Source organism: Sulfitobacter sp. JL08, assembly GCF_003352045.1.
In the GTDB taxonomy this organism is placed as follows: Bacteria; Pseudomonadota; Alphaproteobacteria; order Rhodobacterales; family Rhodobacteraceae; genus JL08.
Genome location: NZ_CP025815.1, coordinates 2,632,328 through 2,651,619, shown reverse-complemented (window position 1 = coordinate 2,651,619; position 19,292 = coordinate 2,632,328). Strand labels below are relative to the sequence as shown.

Annotated in this window: 19 protein-coding genes and 2 pseudogenes; 6 read left to right on the top strand and 15 right to left on the bottom strand. The window is 59.0% G+C overall.

Translation table 11 applies throughout. The features are described 5' to 3' along the window. Positions 1-23: 23 nt before the first annotated feature. The 7 genes and pseudogenes from C1J05_RS13015 to cobA all read right to left on the bottom strand — a co-directional run. A pseudogene (locus C1J05_RS13015) lies at positions 24-1,565 on the bottom strand (arylsulfatase). 121 nt (positions 1,566-1,686) lie between these two features. Further along, positions 1,687-2,517, bottom strand: coding sequence for a ferredoxin--NADP reductase (locus C1J05_RS13010; protein WP_114870617.1), 831 nt, complete (start codon positions 2,515-2,517; stop codon positions 1,687-1,689). A 71-nt stretch (positions 2,518-2,588) separates the two neighbouring features. Further along, positions 2,589-2,993, bottom strand: coding sequence for a DUF934 domain-containing protein (locus C1J05_RS13005; protein WP_114870616.1), 405 nt, complete (start codon positions 2,991-2,993; stop codon positions 2,589-2,591). Further along, positions 2,990-3,781: a phosphoadenylyl-sulfate reductase gene (locus C1J05_RS13000; RefSeq protein WP_114870615.1), complete on the bottom strand. Its 792-nt coding sequence runs from the start codon at positions 3,779-3,781 to the stop codon at positions 2,990-2,992. The genes C1J05_RS13005 and C1J05_RS13000 overlap by 4 nt, the downstream gene beginning before the upstream one ends. Beyond that, a complete protein-coding gene (locus C1J05_RS12995) occupies positions 3,771-5,435 on the bottom strand; it encodes a nitrite/sulfite reductase (RefSeq protein WP_114870614.1) in 1,665 nt (554 codons plus the stop codon). Before C1J05_RS12995 ends, C1J05_RS13000 begins: the two co-directional genes overlap by 11 nt. Beyond that, a complete protein-coding gene (locus C1J05_RS12990) occupies positions 5,428-5,736 on the bottom strand; it encodes a DUF2849 domain-containing protein (protein WP_114870613.1) in 309 nt (102 codons plus the stop codon). The genes C1J05_RS12995 and C1J05_RS12990 overlap by 8 nt, the downstream gene beginning before the upstream one ends. After that, positions 5,736-6,485 (bottom strand): annotated as a pseudogene (gene cobA, locus C1J05_RS12985) (uroporphyrinogen-III C-methyltransferase); the annotation flags it as partial. The gene C1J05_RS12990 and the pseudogene cobA, both read right to left, overlap by 1 nt. 189 nt (positions 6,486-6,674) lie before the next feature. Here cobA and C1J05_RS12980 point away from each other — a divergent pair. Next, on the top strand, positions 6,675-7,142 hold the full coding sequence (locus tag C1J05_RS12980; RefSeq protein WP_114870611.1) for an Lrp/AsnC family transcriptional regulator: 468 nt from the start codon (positions 6,675-6,677) through the stop codon (positions 7,140-7,142). Positions 7,143-7,145: 3 nt separating this feature from the next. Here C1J05_RS12980 and C1J05_RS12975 read toward each other — a convergent pair whose 3' ends face one another. Next, positions 7,146-8,327 (bottom strand): cytochrome P450, encoded by a 1,182-nt coding sequence (locus C1J05_RS12975; protein ID WP_114870610.1) that lies wholly within the window; start codon positions 8,325-8,327, stop codon positions 7,146-7,148. Positions 8,328-8,388: 61 nt separating this feature from the next. Between C1J05_RS12975 and C1J05_RS12970 the strand changes: the two genes are divergently transcribed. From C1J05_RS12970 to C1J05_RS12950, 5 genes are all read left to right on the top strand, one after another. Next, on the top strand, positions 8,389-10,140 hold the full coding sequence (locus C1J05_RS12970) for a sensor histidine kinase (protein ID WP_114870609.1): 1,752 nt from the start codon (positions 8,389-8,391) through the stop codon (positions 10,138-10,140). Next, a complete protein-coding gene (locus tag C1J05_RS12965; RefSeq protein ID WP_114870608.1) occupies positions 10,137-11,375 on the top strand; it encodes a sigma-54-dependent transcriptional regulator in 1,239 nt (412 codons plus the stop codon). Before C1J05_RS12970 ends, C1J05_RS12965 begins: the two co-directional genes overlap by 4 nt. Positions 11,376-11,640: 265 nt before the next feature. After that, complete coding sequence (locus tag C1J05_RS12960; RefSeq protein WP_114870607.1) at positions 11,641-12,642, top strand: DctP family TRAP transporter solute-binding subunit; 1,002 nt, start codon at positions 11,641-11,643, stop codon at positions 12,640-12,642. 66 nt (positions 12,643-12,708) lie between these two features. Then, a complete protein-coding gene (locus C1J05_RS12955; protein ID WP_114870606.1) occupies positions 12,709-13,389 on the top strand; it encodes a TRAP transporter small permease in 681 nt (226 codons plus the stop codon). A gap of 4 nt (positions 13,390-13,393) precedes the next feature. Then, positions 13,394-14,773, top strand: coding sequence for a TRAP transporter large permease (locus C1J05_RS12950; protein ID WP_114870605.1), 1,380 nt, complete (start codon positions 13,394-13,396; stop codon positions 14,771-14,773). 104 nt (positions 14,774-14,877) lie between these two features. Here the strand turns inward: C1J05_RS12950 and tpiA are convergent, their stop codons facing one another. The 7 genes from tpiA to C1J05_RS12915 all read right to left on the bottom strand — a co-directional run bounded on the left by tpiA (position 14,878) and on the right by C1J05_RS12915 (position 19,273). Then, on the bottom strand, positions 14,878-15,633 hold the full coding sequence (tpiA, locus tag C1J05_RS12945) for a triose-phosphate isomerase (protein ID WP_114870604.1): 756 nt from the start codon (positions 15,631-15,633) through the stop codon (positions 14,878-14,880). Positions 15,634-15,695: 62 nt separating this feature from the next. Further along, on the bottom strand, positions 15,696-16,046 hold the full coding sequence (locus tag C1J05_RS12940) for a HesB/IscA family protein (RefSeq protein WP_114870603.1): 351 nt from the start codon (positions 16,044-16,046) through the stop codon (positions 15,696-15,698). Between the two features lie 58 nt (positions 16,047-16,104). Next, positions 16,105-16,467: an SUF system Fe-S cluster assembly protein gene (locus C1J05_RS12935; protein WP_114872311.1), complete on the bottom strand. Its 363-nt coding sequence runs from the start codon at positions 16,465-16,467 to the stop codon at positions 16,105-16,107. A 140-nt stretch (positions 16,468-16,607) separates the two neighbouring features. Then, positions 16,608-17,147, bottom strand: coding sequence for a pseudouridine synthase (locus C1J05_RS12930; protein ID WP_114870602.1), 540 nt, complete (start codon positions 17,145-17,147; stop codon positions 16,608-16,610). Between the two features lie 32 nt (positions 17,148-17,179). Then, positions 17,180-17,464, bottom strand: coding sequence for an NfeD family protein (locus C1J05_RS12925; protein ID WP_114870601.1), 285 nt, complete (start codon positions 17,462-17,464; stop codon positions 17,180-17,182). Then, positions 17,464-18,357 carry an SPFH domain-containing protein gene (locus tag C1J05_RS12920; protein ID WP_114870600.1) on the bottom strand — a complete coding sequence of 298 codons (894 nt, stop codon included), beginning with the start codon at positions 18,355-18,357 and terminating at the stop codon, positions 17,464-17,466. Before C1J05_RS12920 ends, C1J05_RS12925 begins: the two co-directional genes overlap by 1 nt. A 55-nt stretch (positions 18,358-18,412) precedes the next feature. Further along, positions 18,413-19,273, bottom strand: a complete 861-nt coding sequence (locus tag C1J05_RS12915; protein ID WP_162798066.1) for a hypothetical protein — start codon at positions 19,271-19,273, stop codon at positions 18,413-18,415. Positions 19,274-19,292: the final 19 nt, after the last annotated feature.

Genomic DNA, 19,292 nt, shown 5'->3' with positions numbered 1-19,292 from the left:
CAGTTGCTTTGCCCACGAAACTGTCACTCCGGTTTTGTCGGCTTTACCCAATCCATGTCGGGATGTTCGCGTAGAATTGCCCAATCAATCACGCCGATCTTTTCGGTCCAGTTGTCAAACTCCCTGATCAGCATCTGGGATTTGGGCGTGTTTCTGAAACGGAGATCGTGTAGTTCGGTACGATCATCGCGCATATTATAAAGTTCCCAGTCCTTGCCGAATTCGCGTACCAGTTTCCAGTCACCAATCCGTGCGGCGCAATTGCCTTCGTGTTCCCAGAAAATCGGTGCTTCGCGTTCTACCGTATTGTTGCAGAACAGCGGCATCAGGCTTTCGCCATCCAGATCCTGAATGCCGTGCCCGTCGAAGTCCTTGGGGTAGGTCGCCCCGGAGACATCCAGAAGCGTAGGCATGATATCAACCACATGGCGCGCCTGATGGATCACGCCTTTGGCTTCAACGCCATTGGGCCAATGGACAATGAGCGGGGTCGAAATGCCGCCCTCGTGGACCCAGCTTTTGTGCATACGGAAGGGTGCGTTGGACACGTTCGACCATGCCACATCATAGCTTTGAAACGTGGTGCCCGGACCGGGGGCAAGATCGGGGATGTTGCCCGAAACCACCTCTTCGCCGTTAAATCCGGTTGCAGGGTAGCTGTCGGTCCACCCGTCTTCGGCCAGAAATTCGGCGCAACCGCCATTGTCGGACAGAAATAGCACCAGCGTGTCCTGCTCCACACCCAACGCGCGCAGTTTGGCCATAACGCGGCCAATGCCCTGATCCATGCAATCCACCATGGCGGCATAGGTCGCCATTCGCGCGTCTTCCCAATCGGTGTTCTTTTCATCAGTCCATGCGTGGGCATCCGGATCGCGGGGCGAAATATCCCAGTTACCCTGCAACAGGCCACGGCCCAGCATTTCCTCGTGTCGCGCCGTGCGCAGATGATCCCAACCTTTACGGTATTTTCCCTGATACCTGGCGATGTCTTCCGCGTGGGCCTGTAAAGGTCAATGCGGGGCGGTATAGGCCAGATACAGAAAGAACGGTTTATCCTCGCCACTGGCCTTGCCGATCATCTCGACTGCTTTGTCCGTGACGGCATCGGTCATATAAAAAGCACTGTCAGAGACTTCGATTTCACAATCGTCTTCCCCGATGTAATGCGGGAAAAAGAAACTTCCGGCGCCGTCTAACGTACCAAAAAACCGGTCAAACCCCCGCTGTCGCGGCGTGGGCTGGCCTACTTCGCCCGGTGTCCAAGTATCCGCGTCGCGCGGATCATAGGGGCCGCCGACATGCCATTTTCCACTCATCAACGTGCGGTATCCGGCAAGGCGCAGCACTTCGGCAATCGTGACGGCATCGTTGCGCAAATATCCCTGATAGGCGGGGGTTCCGTAATTGGCCGTCATGTGCCCGATCCCGGCCTTGTGCGGGTATAAGCCGGTCAGAAGGGATGCGCGCGTGGGGCAGCAACGGGCGCAATTGTACATCGCCGTATAAGTCTGGCCGCCTTTTGCAAGACGATCAATGTTGGGGGTCCGGATTTCGGACCCCATACACCCAAGGTCTGAAAACCCCATGTCATCGGCAAGGATCAGGATGATGTTGGGCTGTTTGGCATTGCGCATGCCAGAATGGTGGCACAGGCCGCTTGGCCTGTCATCAGTGTTCTAAACGTTAACCCACGAACGCCTTTTCGACCACATAGTGTTTGGGATCCGAATTGGCACCTTCTTCCAGTCCGAAGCCTTCCAGTATCTCTTTGAGATCGGTGTTCAGGCCTAGTGATCCGCATACCATGGCGCGATCTGTTTCTGCGCTAATGCCTTTGATGCCCAGATCGCTGAACAGGGTGCCATCGTTCAGCAGCGTCGTTATACGGCCCATTTTCGGGCTCTCTTCGCGCGTGGTGGTCGGATAATAGGTCAGTTTCTTCAGGTTTTCGGTGCCGATCAACTCGTTCAGCAATTCGTCGGAACGGATGCTTTCGATCAGCTGGCGGCTGTATTCCAGTTCCGCCACATCGCGACAAGTGTGTGTGACGATGACCTGATCGTAATCCTCGTAGGTTTGCGGATCGCGCAACAGCGAGGCAAAAGGCGCAAAGCCGGTGCCGGTGGCAAAAAACCAGCAGCGTTTTCCGGGCAACAGCGCATCGTGCACCAATGTGCCCACCGGCTTGGGACGCAGGATGATCTGATCCCCGGGTTCGATATGTTGCAGGCGGCTGGTCAGCGGCCCGTCCTGCACCTTGATCGAGTAGAATTCCAGCTCGTCATCCCAGGACGGCGACGCGATCGAATAGGCGCGCAGCAGCGGGCGGCCATCTTCTTTCAGCAGGCCGATCATCACAAACTCGCCCGAGCGGAAACGCAGTGATGCAGGGCGCGTGACCCGGAACGAAAACAAACGGTCTGTCCAGTGGGTTACAGATGTCACCGTCTGGGCATCGGGCAGGGTGGGCACTTTTACTGCTGTGGCTTCGCTCAAGGGTCTGATCTCGGTCATGGTTTAAATCATGCGGGCTCAGGGCTCGCATGCCTTCTTTAAGATGTGAGAGGGGCAGGGGAAAGGGACAATCAGCCGCGCAGGCGAGCCTGATAGTCGTGGTCTTGCCAGTTGGCACGAAACACCCATTCCTTTTCGGGTTGGCGAGCGGCCAGATCATCGCTGATTTCGACCTCGTCAAATCCGGCGCGCCGCGCCATGGCGTATTGATCCGACAGCACATGGCCGCGCGCGCGCAACCGGCCGGTGTACCCGCGCAGTCGCAACTGGCGCGCGATGGTAAAGCCGCGCCCATCGGCACTTGAGGGGAAATCAACGCGGATCATCTGCAGGCCCGGCGTCAGGTGAACCTGTTGCGGATCGGTATCCGATGGAAGATCAAGGGCGCAGATGTCGTTGGCGGCCACGTCGGGCCCGCAAAAACCGTGCGTCCATGTATCGGGGGTAAACCCTGCATCCGTTACAATGACCGTCATGTCGTTTCTCCTGTTCGCATCATTTTGCCATTCACAAAGTGGATGCCGCATTCATCTTTGGTTTGATCGCGCCAGCGTCCGGCGCGCGGGTTTTCATCTGGCGCGGCTGGCGACGTGCAGGGCGCGCATCCGATCGAAGGATAGCCTTGGGCCACCAGCGGGTGACGCGGCAGGCGGTTTTCGATCATGTAGGTTTGCACATCCTGTGACGTCCAGTGGGCCAGCGGGTTCACCTTGATCCTGCCGGTGTCAGGCTCGGCCTCGAAAAACTCCAGTGTAGCGCGCCGGCCCGACTGGAACCGTTTGCGCCCCGTGATCCAGCCATCATATTCGGCAAGCACCTGATCAAGCGGCGCAGTCTTGCGCAGCGCGCAGCAGGCATCGGGATCGGTTTTGTGCAGGGTGCCATCAGGGTCTGCGGTGCCTGCATTCGCGGCACGGATGATGCGCACATTGCGCAGGCCAAGCTTTTCCGCAACTTCCTGCTGATAGACCAACGTTTGTGTGAACAGCATTTCGGTGTCGATGAACACCACCGGTGCGGTGCGGTCCTGCATCGAAACAAGATGCAGCAACGCAACCGATTCCGCGCCGAAACTGGAGACCAGCGCAATATGCCCCAGATCGCGCAACGCGGCGCGGATCACGTCTGTGGCGCTGTGATGGCGGTATGCCTTGTTCAGAGCGGCGACATGAGGGACCAAATTCGCGTGCGGTGCCGCGCCGGACGCAGGGGAGCCTCCGGCGGGGATATTTTGCAACAGAAGAAGCCGGGGGTCAGGCTGCATCGGCCCGTGCCTCGGGGTAAAGGGCCGCCTTGAACGGGGCAAGGCCCAGACGGCGGTAGGTGTTGATGAACCGTTCGCCCGCATCACTGCGCAGGTCGAGATAGGCCTCGACCAGACGTTCGATGGCGGGAATGATCTCGTCCGCGGAAAAGCCGGGTCCGGCGCGTTCGCCGACAGCGGCGGTTTCGGTGTGATCCCCGCCCAGCGTGATCTGGTAGTTTTCCACGCCGGCGCGATCCAGCCCCAGAATGCCGATATGGGCCACGTGGTGGTGCCCGCAGGCATTGATGCAACCGGAAATCTTGATTTTCAGATCCCCGATATCGTGTTCCAGTTTCAGATCGTCGAACCGGGTCGCGATTTCCTGGGCGATAGGGATGGACCGGGCCGTGGCCAGCGCGCAGTAATCCATGCCGGGGCAGGCGATGATATCCGAAATCAGGCCGATATTGGCAGTGGCAAGGCCGTGGGCGCGCAATTTTGCATGCAGGGCAGGCAGATCAGAGCGGTGCACATGGGGCAGGATCACGTTCTGTTCGTGGCTGATGCGCAATTCGTCATGTCCATAAGCGCGCGCCAGATCGGCCATAACGCGCATCTGGTCCGATGTGGCATCGCCCGGTGTGGCGCCATGCGCCTTGAGGCTGATCGAAACGATGGCATAGCCGCTTGTGCGATGTTCGGCCAGATTGGTGTCGGCCCAGCTGCGAAAGACCGAATCGTTGCTATAGGCCGTATCGAAGGCCGCGGTATCGCCGGCTTTGAAGGCGGGCGGGGCAAATTGCGCCTCGATCGCGGGCAGAAGGGTTTGATCGACGCCGGAAAATGTGGGGCGGATCTGGGCAAACCGGTGTTCAACGCGGGCGCGGATATCGTCGATACCGTTTTCATGCACGGTGATCTTGATGCGGGCCTTGTATTTGTTGTCGCGCCGTCCCAGCAGGTTATAGACACTGACGATAGATTCCAGATAGGGCAGCAGATCAGCGCGCGGCAGGAAATCGCGGATCACCTTGCCGATCATGGGGCTACGGCCCAGACCGCCGCCGACAATCACCTCGAACCCCGGTGCGCCGTTGCGGGTGATCATCCGAAGGCCGATGTCATGCGCTTTGGTCACGGCCCGGTCGTTGGGCGATCCGGTCACGGCCACCTTGAATTTGCGCGGCAGAAACTGGAATTCGGGGTGGTCGGTAGACCATTGCCGGATCAGTTCGGCCACAGGGCGCGGATCGGCGATTTCATCGGCGGCGGCACCGGCAAAATGGTCTGCCGTCACGTTCCGGATGGTGTTGCCGCTGGTCTGGATCGCATGCATGTCGACCTCGGCCAGGGCATCCAGCATATCGGGCACATCGTTCAGCTTGGGCCAGTTGAACTGCACGTTCTGGCGGGTGGTGAAATGGCCATACCCCTTGTCCCACCGGTCGGCGATATCGGCCAGTTTGTGCATCTGGCGACTGTTCAGCGTTCCATAAGGGATGGCAACACGCAGCATGTAGGCGTGCAGTTGCAGATACAGCCCGTTCATCAGGCGCAGCGGTTTGAATTCATCCTCGGTCAGCGCGCCGGAAATGCGCCGTTCGACCTGCGCGCGAAACTGCGCGTTGCGCTCTGCCAGAAACGCGGCGTCAAAATCTGTGTAGTTATACATTTGCCTGCTCCGCCTGTTTGCCGTGGGCATAATTGGATGGGCCCGTCGCCCGGAATTCTTCGCGGAAATGGGTGGGGGCGGCGCCCGATTTGGTGGGCACCACATCCGCGAGATAAGCGCCGACGATGGCGCTGCTTTGCATTTCGGCGTGCAACAGGCGCAGTTGGGCGTGGGCCTCGTCGGTGATGATTTCGGCCTGTGACAGGTCGCGGGTCCATTGGTCATCGGCGCTCAGATAGATCACGTCACCTTCGATCAGGGCATTGGCGGTTACGACTTTGGGGGTGTATGGCTTGGACATCAGGCACGTTCCTTTCGGGGCAGATCTTGTGTGGCCTGCACAGCGGCGCGCGGGGCAAGGCCGTAAAAGGTCAGGGCGGGGCCGGACATTTCGGCACGAGCCAGATCAGCGGGCAATGCCGCCAATGTGGTTTCCAGCACCCTCTGATCGGGGCGCGAGGCGTTTTCGATCACAGTGACAGGCGTGGCGCGGTCCGCGCCGTGCATGATCAGGCGGCCCTGAATGAAGCGGGCCGATTTCTTGCCCATATAGATCGCCGCAACCTCGCCCGCGCGCGCCAGTGCCGCCCAGTCGTGATAGGCAAATCCTTTCATGTCGTGCCCGGTCAGAAACCGCACAGAAGAATTGCGTGTGCGTTTTGTCAGGCTTTGCCCGATCGCGGCCACCGCCGCACTGGCCGAAGTGATGCCGGGCACGATATGCCAGCCGATCCGGGCCGCATCGACCGCATCGATTTCTTCGTCCAGTCGTCCGAACACGGTTGCATCACCCGATTTCAGCCGCGTGACCCGCGCCCCGCCTGACGCGTGAAGGACGATCAGCGCGTTGATGTCGTCCTGCGACATCGAGGGGCCAAAGCCTTCCTTGCCCGCGTCGATCAACAGAACCCTGTGCGGGACCAGCGCCAGAATGTCCGCGCTGATCAGGCGATCGTGGATCACCACATCAGCCTGTTCAAGCGCGCGCAGCGCCTTGATCGTCAGCAGATCGGGATCGCCGGGGCCGGCGCCGACAAAGGTGACGTGACCGACAGGGTCGGTTCCGGCCTTGGGAGGAGTGATTTTCTGATCCATGACGCGCGGACTTCCTTGTTTGACTTGAGATGCAATATAGGAAATATTCCCGCCAATACGCCATATGTGTCGATAGATAAGAATATATGTTTTATATAATGCTGTAATCATAGAATATAGTCCCGATATGCAAGGATAACAGGAATGGCAGCGCAGATAGATGAACTGGATCGGAAAATTCTGGCCGAGCTGCAGGAGGATGCGAGCCAGTCGCTGGATGATATTGCCGGAAAAGTCGGCAGTTCCAAGACGCCGGTGTGGAACCGGATTCGCAAATTGCGCAAGGCGGGGGTGATCGGGCGGCAAACCGTTTTGCTGGATCCCGAAGCATTGGGGTTTGAGGCGTGTTTCTTTGTACTTATCCGCACGTCAGAGCATGAGGCCGAGTGGCAGGCCGCATTCCTGAAGGCATTGAAAGAACGCCCCGAGGTGCAAGAGGCGCACCGGCTGGCGGGGGACATCGACTATATTCTGAAAGTGCGGGTGAAAAACGCCCGTGCCTATGATGCTTTCTATCAGGCGCTGATTTCGGAAGTGCGGGTGTTCAACGTCACGGCCCTGTTGTCGATGGAAGAGATCAAATCGACCACAATGCTGCCGGTCGGGCAATAGTGGCTATTTGTCTGCGATCAAGCGGGTCAGGCCGTGGAAATGGTAGGTGTCGCCGTAGACCGGCGGCACGGTCATCTGCAAGCGGGGCAGGCGTTCAAACAGGATTGGCAGAGCTGTGGCCAGTTCGAACCGGGCCAGCGGCGCACCGACGCAAAAGTGCACGCCCCCGCCAAAGGCCAGATGGCTGTGCTGCGCCCGGTCGGGCAAAAACCTGTCTGGTTGCGCCCATCTGTGCGGATCGCGCCCGGTTGCGCCCAGCACCAGCGCGATCTGGTCGCCGCGGGCAAAAGGTTGGTCAAACAGCGTGACGTGTTCGTAAACATAGCGCGTGAACATGTGCAGTGGCGGATCATACCGTAGGATTTCCTCGACGGTGTCGGCGATCTGGTCGCGCGCAAGAAATGCGCGTGGCACTGCGTTTTCCAGCACCGCCTTGATGCCATTGCCAAAGCTATGCACGGTAGCCTCGTGTCCGGCGTTCAGCAGCAGGATGCAGGTTGTAATCAGCTCGTCCGTTGACAGTTTTTCGCCATCTTCCTCTGCGGCAATCAGATGGGTGATCAGATCATCGGCAGGGCGGGTGCGGCGTTCGCTGACATAGCCGCGCATGAACGCGGCAAAATCGCGGGCGGCGCTGGCGGCATCGTCTTCGATCGCGCGGGTGCGGTTTGCCTGATACATCGCGACAATCCGGTTGGACCAGCGAAGCAGATCGGGGGCCATGCTGTCGGGCACGCCCAGAAGCCGTGCAATTACGATCACTGGCAAGGGCGTGCAAAACGCCGGCAATAGATCGGTCTCGCCCTGGGGCATCGCGTCAATCAGATCGTGGGCCAGCGCGGCAATCTCGCCCTCCATCGCTCTGATCCGGCGCGAGGTAAAGGCGCGCAAAACAAGGCCGCGCAGGCGGGTATGGCGGGGCGGTTCCAGTTCCAGCATCGAATGGGCCTCGACCGCGTAGAAGGGGGCCAGATGGTCTGGTGGGTCCACTTGATTTTCCGGTGGCATTGCGCGGCCCAACCTTTTGTCGCGCAACAATGCATGAACGGCGTCATGCGAAAACGCCGCGCACATTCCGTAATCCTGCCAGAAATGCAACGGCCCCTTTTCCAGCGCATCGGCATAGAAAAGATAGGGGTTCTGGACAAAGGCGGGATCTGTCGGGGATTGCACAAGTGTTGCCATAACGGCATCAAAGCGGTGCGATCTGGTCAATGCAAGTCCGGGTTTGCTAGGGTCTTGCAAGATGACGCGATTATGGAACCAGCGCGCCCTGATTGTTGTGGGGTTTTTGATCACCGTTGCGGCGGTGTCGGCGGCCGTATGGCGCTATGGGTATTTGCAGGCGCTGGATCAGTTGGCGCAGCGCGGGCAGGCCGATCTGGATCTGGCCAGCGACCGGTTAACCGGACAGTTGCAGGGATTTCAGGAGATTGCCGTTCTACTGGCGGATCATCCGGTGTTGCAGGCGCTTGCAATCGGGCGCGAAACAGCTGCGGCCAAGGCGATGTTGCTGGCAGCGGCAGACAAGACGGCGGCACTGGATATTCTGTTCGTATCACCCGCCGGACAGGTTGTCGCCTCAGCGCATGACGCAACATTGCAGGACGTCTCGCAGAACGCCGCATTCGCGCGCGCCATGCACGGGGCGATGGGCATTGATCACGGGGTCAAGCCCCCCTTTGACCAGCGGACATTTGTGTTCGGAGCGCCGTCTTTTGCCGTGGGCGGCGGGGTGATTGGCGTGCTGATGGTGGCGGTGGATGTGGACCGTCTAGAAGATGACTGGCGCGGCTCCAACCCGGCTGTATTCTTCACGGATCGCAGCGGCGAGGTGTTTATTTCCAACCGGTCCGAACTGCTGTTCTGGACACGTCCCAAGGGCGAAGCGGGACTGGTGCCTGCCGCTGGTCGTTCGCCGCCGTTTTCTTCCAGCTTCACCGGGCCGCACGAGGTGTGGCAATTGGGGTGGGGGCCTTATCTGCCGGCGCGGGCGCTGCATCTGGTGAAACAGTTGCCGGTGATCGGCATGACGGGTGAGGTGTTGGTTGATGTGGCCCCCGCGCGCCGTCTGGCAGGTTTGCAGGCTTCGGCGGTGGCGGCGCTGTGTCTGGCTTTTGGAGCGATGCTGTTTCTGGCAACCGAACGGCGCCGTACCCTCGCGCAGGCCAATGCGGTGCTGGAAAGCCGGGTGGCCAAACGCACGGCGGCCTTGCAGGATGCCAACGTCAGCCTGCGGCGCGAAGTCTCCGAACGGCGGCAGGCCGAAGCAGCCCTGCAACGGGCACAGGCCGATCTGGTGCAGGCGGGCAAACTGTCGGCCCTGGGGCAGATGTCGGCGGGGTTAAGCCACGAACTGAACCAGCCGCTGATGGCGATCCGGTCATTTGCCGAAAACGGCGCGCAGTTTCTGGCGCGCGGCGAAACGCAGGTCGCGGCGGCCAATATGGGCCGTATTTCCGATCTGGCGGAACGCATGGCGCGCATCATCAAGAACCTGCGCGCTTTTGCGCGGCAGGAAACCCGCGAACTGACGCGGGTGGATATCGTTGCCGTGATTGACACTGCGCTGGAATTGACTGCGGTGCGGCTGCGTGATGACGCGGTGCAGGTGCAATGGGTGCCCCCATCCGGACCTGTCTGGGTGCATGCAGGCGAAGTGCGTCTGGCGCAGGTGATGGTGAACCTGATCACCAACGCGGCAGACGCAATGGAGGCGACGCAGGATCGCGCCCTGACGATCACCCTGAACACCGGCGACCGGATCAGCGTGGATGTGGCCGATACCGGCCCCGGCATCAGCGCGCCGGAAAAGATTTTCGATCCGTTCTATTCCACAAAAGAGGTGGGCGCCGCCGAAGGCATGGGGCTGGGCCTGTCGATCTCTTATGGTTTGGTGCAAAGCTTTGACGGTAACATTCGCGGCGCCAACCGGCCAGAGGGCGGCGCGGTTTTTACCGTTGAACTGGATCGCTGGGAAGGCGAAAAAGCCGCATGAGCGCAACCCCTGTTCTGATTGTCGAAGATGACGCTGCCGTACGCGAGGCACTGGCGCAATCGCTGGCCCTGGCCGGATTGGAGCCGCGCGCTGTTGGATCGTTTATTGCGGCCAAGGATCATATATCGACGACATTTGAAGGGGTCATCCTGTCCGATATCCGGATGCCGGGACGCGACGGTTTTTATCTGTTGGATTATGCGCTGCAACAGGACCCCGATCTGCCGGTTGTTCTGCTGACCGGCGAAGGCGACATTCCGATGGCCGTCAAGGCCATGGCGCAGGGCGCGTTCGATTTTCTGGAAAAGCCGTGTGCGCCTGCCGATCTGGTGGCCGTGCTGGAACGGGCGATCAAAACCCGCCATCTTGTGCTGGAAAACCGCCGTTTGCGTGCGCAGCTGGAACGCGGGGATGCTGCTGCGCGGATGTTGTTTGGAACATCGCAAAAGGCCGAAACCTTGCGCGAAAATGTCCGCCAGGTGGCCCGCGCGCACACCGAAGTGCTGGTGCTGGGCGATCCGGGCACCGGCATTTCCAAGGTGGCCGAAGTGATCCACCTGTGTTCACCCGTGTCCAAGGGGCCGTTCGTGAAACGGGCAGGGGCCGGGCTTGAACCGCATGCGTTGATTGCCGCGCTTGAGATGGCGCAGGCCGGCAGCCTGTTCATCGATGAGATTGCGGCAATGCCCGCTGACAGCCAGTTTGCCCTGATCGAAGCACTGGAGACGGGCGCGGACGCGCGCCTGATCTGTGGCAGCACTGCCGATCTTGGTCATGCGACCGAAAAAGGTGCGCTGAACTCCGACCTTTACTATCGCCTTCAGGTCATGCCGGTGCGCATTCCGTCTTTGGCCGAACGCCCCGAGGATATTCCCGTGCTGTTTCGCCACTATGTTGCACTGGCAAGCGAGCAGGCCGGTCTGAGCGCGCCGGAAATCACCCCCAATGTTCTGGCCGGGCTGATGGCGCAGGACTGGCCGGGAAATGCCCGTGCGCTGATGTCGGTTGCGATGCGATTTGCGCTGGGGCTGGAGGCAGGCGGTGTGACGCAGCCGGATGCGTCACTGGGGCTGAACGATCAACTGGCGCAGGTCGAAAGATCATTGCTGGCGGCTGCATTGCAACGCGCCAAGGGGCAGGCCAGCGCGGCCGCAAAAGACCTGCACCTGCCGCGCAAAACCTTTTACGACAAACTGGCCCGCTACGGGATTCGGGCCGAGGATTTCAGGCTCTGATCTGTGCGAAAAACCGCACAGCTGAAACCGAACCTTGTGCGGAATTTCGCACAGATGGCGACTGGCTTAAGGAAGCGTGCTTGAGCAATATTGCTTAAGGCGCTGTTATAAATGTAATAAGTCAAGTTGTAGTTCCGGTGGTCACAAAAGCTTGAGCGAAAGGGCGACTTGCGGTTTGGTTGTGACAGCCAACCCGTTCTTTGACGGGTAAAGCTGATTATGCCGTCTGGCGCTGCCAGACACACAACCGGGGAGGAGACCCACCATGAAATTTGTAACCGCCGCCGCAACGGCGCTGGCTCTGACAGTGACTGCAAATGCGGCTTCCGCTGCCTGTGACGAAGGCGAGATCGTTATCAAGTTCAGCCACGTCACCAATACAGACAAACACCCCAAAGGCATCGCCGCCTCTTTGCTGCAACAGCGCGTCAATGACGAAATGAACGGCAAAGCCTGTATGGAAGTGTTCCCGAACTCGACACTTTACAACGATGATCAGGTGCTTGAGGCCCTGTTGCAGGGCGACGTACAGATGGCCGCCCCGTCGCTGTCCAAGTTCGAACAGTTCACCAAGGTTTTCCGCATCTTCGATCTGCCGTTCATGTTCAAGAACATCGCGGCGGTGGATGATTTCCAGAATTCCGATACCGGACAGGCGATGAAGGAAAGCATGACCCGCCGTGGTCTGCTGGGCCTTGCGTTCTGGCACAACGGCATGAAGCAGATGTCGGCCAACGTGCCGCTGAACAGCCCGACCGATGCCAATGGCCTGAAATTCCGTGTGCAGAATTCGGATGTTCTGAAGGCGCAAATGGCGGCTTTGGGTGGATCGCCCCAGCCGATGGCGTTTTCCGAAGTCTATGGCGCGCTGCAAACCGGCGTTGTCGACGGACAGGAAAACACATGGTCCAACATTTACGGCCAGAAGTTCTTTGAAGTGCAGGATGGCATCACCGAAACCAACCACGGTATCATCGACTATATGCTGGTGACATCGACCGACTGGTGGGATTCACTGGATGGCGATGTGCGCGATCAACTGGCGACAATCGTGACCGAAGTGACCGCCGCGCGTAACGCTGAATCCACGGCCGTCAACGAAGCGGCCAAGCAGGCCATCATCGATGCCGGCGGTGTGGTGCGTACGTTGGATGGTGCGGCCCGCGAAGAATGGGTTGCCGCCATGAAACCCGTCTGGGAAGAGTTCAAAGGCGATGTCGGCCAGGAAAACATCGACGCGGCCCAAAAAATCAATATGACCCACTAGGGCAGTCAAGACCAATCCCCGGCCGGAGTGTCCCGGCCGGGGAAATCATGCGCCGGGGACACGCACATGTCACATTCCTATCATGCGAAAACCGGCCTTGGCCGGATCGTGAACGAGATCGAAGAAACTGTTATCGCGGTTCTGCTCGGTCTGATGACGATACTTACCTTTATCAACGTTGTGCTGCGTTACGGGTTCAACACCGGGCTGATCTGGGGGCTGGAAGCGGTCACATTTCTGTTCGCGTGGCTGGTTCTGTTCGGCGCAAGCTATGCGGTCAAGGTGACGGCCCATCTGGGCGTTGATGCCCTGATCAATCTGTTTTCGCCGCCCGTGCGCCGCGTTCTGGCCCTGACCGCTGCGGTGGTCTGCCTGAGCTATGCGTTTCTGGTGTTCAAGGGGGCGTGGGATTACTGGGCGCCGTTCGCCGGTCTGGATGCCACATCGGGGCGCTGGTTCCCGACAGGGTTTGAAAACAGCCGCGATCAGGCATGGTACGAGGTTGTCGATATTCCGATGCCGGACTGGCTGCGCTGGATCGAACCGATCATGAACGAAGGCGAAGCCTACGAAAAAATTCCACGCTTCATTCCCTATGCAATCCTGCCCTTCGGCATGGGCCTGCTGCTGTTTCGCTTTGTACAGGCCACGTTGCGCCTGTGGCGCGGCGACGCGGGCAGCCTGATCGTCAGCCACGAGGCCGAAGACGCCGTTGAAGACGTCAAACATATGAACGCAGGGGATTGATCACATGGAAGTCGTAATACTTTTTGCCATGGTGATCGGCCTGATGCTGATCGGTGTGCCCATCGCCGTTTCGCTGGGAACATCTTCGATCATCTTCCTGCTGGTTCTCAGCGATACCTCGCTTGGATCGATTGCGCAGACGTTGTTTCAGGCGATGGCGGGGCACTACACCCTGCTGGCGATCCCGTTTTTCATTCTGGCCTCGACGTTCATGTCGACGGGCGGTGTGGCCAAAAGGATCATCCGGTTTTCCATCGCGCTGGTCGGGCACTTGCCCGGCGGGCTGGCCATCGCGGGCGTCTTTGCCTGTATGCTGTTTGCCGCGCTCAGCGGATCGTCACCGGCCACGGTTGTGGCCATCGGATCGATCGTGATCGCGGGGATGCGGCAGGTTGGCTATACCAAGGATTTTGCCGCAGGTGTCATCGCCAATGCCGGTACGCTGGGCATTCTGATCCCGCCGTCTATCGTGATGGTGGTCTATGCCTCGGCCACGGATGTGTCTGTCGGGCGGATGTTTCTGGCGGGGGTCATTCCGGGCCTGATGGCCGGTACGATGCTGATGGTCACGATCTATGCAATTGCCAAGATCCGCGATTTGCCCAAGGGCGAATGGCATGGCTGGGGCGAAGTGTTTGCCAGCGGCCGTGACGCGGGATGGGGCCTGTTCCTGATCGTGATCATTCTGGGGGGCATTTATGGCGGGATTTTCACCCCGACCGAAGCTGCCGCCGTGGCTGCCGTTTACGCGTTCTTTATCGCCAGCTTTGTCTATCGCGATATGGGGCCGTTGCATGTGGCAGGCGATGATGCGCAGAACATCCCGTTCCTGAAAAAGCCGCTGTCGCTGATCACGGTGTTTTTCCATCGCGACACACGGGACACCCTGTTCGAGGCGGGCAAACTGACCGTGACCCTGATGTTCATCATCGCCAATGCGCTGATCCTGAAACACGTGCTGACGGATGAACAGATCCCGCAACAGATCGCCGGGGCCATGCTTGAGGCCGGGTTCGGTCCGATCGTGTTTCTGATCATCGTGAACGTGATCCTGCTGATCGGCGGGCAGTTCATGGAACCGTCCGGCCTGCTGGTGATCGTGGCGCCACTCGTGTTCCCGATTGCCATCGAACTGGGCATTGATCCGATCCATCTGGGCATCATCATGGTGGTGAACATGGAGATTGGGATGATTACGCCACCTGTGGGTCTGAACCTGTTCGTGACGTCAGGTGTGGCCAACATGCCGATGATGGCGGTGGTGCGCGCGGCGCTTCCGTTTACGGCGGTGCTGTTCGTGTTCCTGATCATGGTGACCTATATCCCGATCCTGAGCACATGGTTGCCGACACTGATGATGGGGCCAGAGATCATAACGAAATAGCGCGGTGCCCAACGGGTTCCGTGCAACAGGAAAGGCGGCGTACCCATACGGGTGCGACGCCTTTTTGCCAGCATGGTTTTCAAGTATTTTTGAAAAGATGAAGGTCAGGCGGCGCTGTTTTCCAGCGCGGAGATGACAGGCGAGAAATCGGCTGCCTTCAGGCTGGCCCCGCCCACAAGGGCACCGTCCACATCGGGCAGCGTGAATATCTTGGCCGCGTTGGTGGCATTGACCGAACCGCCATAGAGCAGGCGCATGCCGTTTGCGATATCGGCTCCAAAACGGTGTTTGACCCGCGCGCGGATGAAGGCGTGTACTTCTTCGATCTGGTCCAGCGTTGGAACCAGACCGGTGCCGATGGCCCAGATCGGTTCGTAAGCGATGACAAGGTTTGAGGGTGTGCTGCCGTCTGGTACGGAGCCGGACAGTTGCGCGGCAATGATATCCAGCGTGTTGTCCGCTTTGCGCTGTGCGGCACTTTCCCCGATGCACAGGATAGCCGTGAGACCGGCGCGCCAGACAGCGCGGGTTTTGGCGCACACGATATCATCGGTTTCATGGTGATTCTGCCGGCGTTCGGAATGGCCGGTGATGACATGGGTTGCGCCCACATCTGCCAGAATGGCGGCGGATACATCGCCGGTATGGGCCCCCGCCGGTTCGGCGTGGCAATCCTGCGCCCCGATCTGCAAGGCAGACCCGTTCAGGCGCGTGATGGCCGGCGCGATAAGGGGGGCAGGGGGGCAGACCAGAATGTCGATGCCGCTGTGCGCATGCTGCTGTGCGATCTGGTCAAGTTCGTCCAGTTGCCGAAGCGACCCGTTCATCTTCCAGTTGCCTGCTGCCAGAGCGCGCCGCATATGAATTCCCCGCAGTTGATCCTGCCTTTACCTAGCAGTCGCAACCTTGCAGGACAATCCGCTTACATGTCGTTGAATTTGATCGATTCACCGCATCCGCATGCTTCGGATACATTGGGGTTGTTGAACTTGAAACCGGATTCCAAGAGGCTTGTTTCGTAGTCGATTTCGGTTCCGAACAGGAACATCTGCGCCATCGGGGCGATCATCACGCGCGCGCCGTCTGTCTCGACGACTTCGTCGTTGGGATCAATATCGGTGGCGTAATCCATGGTGTATTCCATGCCCGCACAGCCGCCTTTCTTGACGCCGATGCGCAGACCGGAATGGCCGTCCTTTTCCATCAGGCGCGCGATCTGGGCCGCGGCCTTTGGTGTGATGGTGACAGCCTGTTTGCCTGGGATACCGAACATGAAACTTGTCTCCTTTGCGCTCTAGATAGGGCGCGCATTTCTGTTGCTCAAGTAGGGGCTACATAAAGCCCAGTTCCAGACGTGCCTCGTCCGACATCATTTCCATGCCCCAGGGCGGTTCCCACACCAGTTCCACATCGACAGTTTTGACACCTGCAAGCGGTTCAATCGCTTCGGCGACCCAGCCGGGCATTTCACCGGCAACGGGGCAGCCCGGTGCGGTCAGGGACATCTTGATGCGCACTTCGTTTTCATCGTTGATATCGATCGTGTAAATCAGGCCAAGTTCATAAATATTAACTGGAATTTCAGGGTCATAGACGGTGCGACAGGCCTCAACTACGGCTTCATACAAGTCATGATCTGTTGAAGATGGCGCGATCAGTGGCGCACCTTCCAGCGGTTTCTGGGCTTGGTTCATGTCGACCTCAATCTGTTCCTGACTGATTATATAGGGATTAGCGGGCAGGGCGTCCAGTGCAAGCGCGGTGTTTGACGGTACCGCTTGTGTCGGGAAGGTTTCCACCATCCTCAGAGAACGGGGCTGCGCACCTCGGGCCTTTAGCCGTAGCGCCATGTGCCGGGCTGCAAACCTGCCAGCGTCCAGTCGCCGATGCTGTAGCGGATCAGCCGCAATGTGGGATGACCGATTGCGGCGGTCATGCGCCTGACCTGCCGGTTGCGTCCTTCGGTCAGGATGATTTCGATCCAGCAATCGGGTACGGTTTTGCGAAACCTGACAGGCGGGTTGCGTGGCCAGATGTAATCGGGGGGCGCGATCAGACGGGCCTTGGCCGGTTTGGTCGGCCCGTCTTTCAGGGCCAGACCACCGCGCAACCGATCCAGCGCCGGTTGATCTGGCACGCCTTCGACCTGAACGTGATAGGTTTTGGGCAATTTGTGCCTGGGGTCGGCAATACGCGCCTGAAGCCGGCCATCATTGGTCAGAACAACCAGACCTTCGCTGTCCTTGTCCAGCCGTCCGGCAGGGTAGTAGCCGGGGGCATCAATGAACTCGGCCAGTGTCTGGCGCTGCCCGCCGCTGTCGGTGAACTGGCACAGCACGTCAAAGGGTTTGTTGAACAGGATCAGGTCGGGCATGTCACGTGGTGCAACGGCGCGGACAGAAGGATTTATCCGTCGTTGATATCGTCCTTGAAGGTTTTCACGCTGCTGCGGCGTCCGGAAAACACCAGCCGCATCACGTACCAGCCGACAAGGGCCAGACCGGCAAACAGGGCGAATTTGGCCGGAAGGGAAATGGCCATGCCGAATGCCAGATGCAGTATCGCCATCAGAACGGCGGCAAAGGCGAAGCCGACGAAAATGAAGCCGGGCACAAGGATTTCCAGAATCCCGAGCGCCAGCGCCGCGGCCAGCCAGACCCACCAAAGCGAAAACAGCGATGACACATCCATCAGCCGCGCCCTTTCAGCATTTTGAACGCATCCGCGAATGCCTCAAGCGCGTTGGCGGGCACGACGATGGTCTGGCTGCCGGTGCCTGCGCCAAGAGTGTTCAGCGCCTCGACCTGTTTCAGTGCAATCTGGTATTGTGCGGCTTCCAGCCCGTTTTCATTGATGGCCTTTGCGACAACCTGTGTCGCGTAAGCTTCGGCATCGGCCAGAACGCGGCGCGCCTTGGCGGTTTGTTCGCTGGCGTATAACTCGGCATCAGCGGCAAGTTCGACCGATCGCTTGCTGCCTTCGGCTTCGGTAACTTGCGCTCGGCGTGCGCGCTCGGCGTTCAGCTGTTGCAGCATCGCGTCGCGGGTGGCCTGATCAAGGTTCACGTCCAGTATTTCGGCGCGGGTGACTTCGATGCCCCAGTTGTCGACAGCGTCTTCGACAGATTCCTTGATCGTGGCAATCAGCGCGGCGCGGTTTGATTGCACATCGTCCAGATCGCTTTTGCCGATTTCAGCCCGCACGATACCTGCAACGGTGGTGGCGATGGCGGCGTCAACGTCGCGGATACGGTAAACAGTCTTTTCCGGTTCGGTGATGCGATAGAATACCGATGTATCGACCTGAACCAACACGTTGTCCTTGGTAATGGCGTCCTGACTGGCGGTGGGCAACTGGCGCTCCAGTATCGAGATTTTATGCGCTACCTTGTCCAGAAACGGCACCGTCAGGTTGATCCCCGGCCCAAGCACGGAATGAAGCCGCCCGAACCGTTCCACCACATGTTTTTCGGATTGAGGAACGATTTGTACCGCCTTGTAAATAAAGACGATAAACAGGATGGCCAAAAGGAGGTATACAAGGTTCCCCTCGGCAGCATCCAGAATGAGAGTTTCAAAATCCATGTTCGGGTTCCCTGACTGGTTTTACACGCAGGACGGATCGGTCCGCCCTTGTGTCCTATTCAATTTCATTTGCGTTATACGCAACCCAACGCCCGATCGGGGCGATGTCTGGCCCGTGATTCACCTTGCCGCCCACGACAAGCCGCACACCAAGCGACAGGGTTTCAAACGTATCGCCAAAGCGATCACCACCAAATTTATAGCTGATTTGCGTCCATTCGTATCGGGCAAACCCGACGAAATTTCCGAAATCTTTTTCAAGACCCAGTTCGATATTCAGGGTGCGATTGTCGAGCTTGTTGACGTATTTTTCGCCGCCGGCGACCGAAAAGGCCGCCGTGGCAGAATAATCCAGACCGAATTCATAGACGCCGCCTATTCTTAGAAACGGCGCGTTCTGGGTACCTTCGGCGAATTCATCGGACGAATCAAAATATCCGACCTGTCCGAAAACGCTTCCAAAATCTGTCTGCCATTCTGCATCGGCGCCCATAAAAACATATGTCATGTCCTGATCGGAATCGCCGTAATCGTTTTGTTCACCTATGCCTGCAAAGGCACTGTAACGGACGGGGCCGGCGCCTTGCCAGAAGCCGCGCAAGGACGCATCCAGCGTCGATTGCGTGGCATCATCCGGGTCAAGATCTGAATCTGCCGACGACCAAGCGCCATAAGAAACGGCTGCGGCTGCCGCAAAGTTCGGCGTGAACTGACGCGCCAGGCTGAAATCAAGCTGTCCGATTGTGCGGGTGTCGGTGCCGTTCAGGCCGCCATTGTCAGTAATGCCGGCGCCGCCGTTCCGGTTTTCCCACAGACCATATGACCCTTCCAGCTCAAGGGACGTGTCTTGGGCCGCGCCCTGAGTTGCCAGAAAAATCAGGGCCAGAGTGCCAGCCGGTCGCATATTCGGGGCCATGAACGGGTCCAACATGGTT

Coding starts and splice junctions, on each gene's coding strand:
- C1J05_RS12935 (WP_114872311.1), bottom strand. CDS start 16,467: ATGAACCAAGCCCAGAAACCGCTGGAAGGTGCGCCACTGATCGCGCCA.
- C1J05_RS12995 (WP_114870614.1), bottom strand. CDS start 5,435: ATGTATAACTACACAGATTTTGACGCCGCGTTTCTGGCAGAGCGCAAC.
- tpiA (WP_114870604.1), bottom strand. CDS start 15,633: ATGCGGCGCGCTCTGGCAGCAGGCAACTGGAAGATGAACGGGTCGCTT.
- C1J05_RS12965 (WP_114870608.1), top strand. CDS start 10,137: ATGAGCGCAACCCCTGTTCTGATTGTCGAAGATGACGCTGCCGTACGC.
- C1J05_RS12990 (WP_114870613.1), bottom strand. CDS start 5,736: ATGTCCAAGCCATACACCCCCAAAGTCGTAACCGCCAATGCCCTGATC.
- C1J05_RS12915 (WP_162798066.1), bottom strand. CDS start 19,273: ATGGCCCCGAATATGCGACCGGCTGGCACTCTGGCCCTGATTTTTCTG.
- C1J05_RS12950 (WP_114870605.1), top strand. CDS start 13,394: ATGGAAGTCGTAATACTTTTTGCCATGGTGATCGGCCTGATGCTGATC.
- C1J05_RS12970 (WP_114870609.1), top strand. CDS start 8,389: ATGACGCGATTATGGAACCAGCGCGCCCTGATTGTTGTGGGGTTTTTG.
- C1J05_RS12975 (WP_114870610.1), bottom strand. CDS start 8,327: ATGGCAACACTTGTGCAATCCCCGACAGATCCCGCCTTTGTCCAGAAC.
- C1J05_RS12960 (WP_114870607.1), top strand. CDS start 11,641: ATGAAATTTGTAACCGCCGCCGCAACGGCGCTGGCTCTGACAGTGACT.
- C1J05_RS12930 (WP_114870602.1), bottom strand. CDS start 17,147: ATGCCCGACCTGATCCTGTTCAACAAACCCTTTGACGTGCTGTGCCAG.
- C1J05_RS13010 (WP_114870617.1), bottom strand. CDS start 2,517: ATGACCGAGATCAGACCCTTGAGCGAAGCCACAGCAGTAAAAGTGCCC.
- C1J05_RS12980 (WP_114870611.1), top strand. CDS start 6,675: ATGGCAGCGCAGATAGATGAACTGGATCGGAAAATTCTGGCCGAGCTG.
- C1J05_RS12925 (WP_114870601.1), bottom strand. CDS start 17,464: ATGGATGTGTCATCGCTGTTTTCGCTTTGGTGGGTCTGGCTGGCCGCG.
- C1J05_RS13000 (WP_114870615.1), bottom strand. CDS start 3,781: ATGCAGCCTGACCCCCGGCTTCTTCTGTTGCAAAATATCCCCGCCGGA.
- C1J05_RS12955 (WP_114870606.1), top strand. CDS start 12,709: ATGTCACATTCCTATCATGCGAAAACCGGCCTTGGCCGGATCGTGAAC.
- C1J05_RS12920 (WP_114870600.1), bottom strand. CDS start 18,357: ATGGATTTTGAAACTCTCATTCTGGATGCTGCCGAGGGGAACCTTGTA.
- C1J05_RS13005 (WP_114870616.1), bottom strand. CDS start 2,993: ATGACGGTCATTGTAACGGATGCAGGGTTTACCCCCGATACATGGACG.
- C1J05_RS12940 (WP_114870603.1), bottom strand. CDS start 16,046: ATGTTCGGTATCCCAGGCAAACAGGCTGTCACCATCACACCAAAGGCC.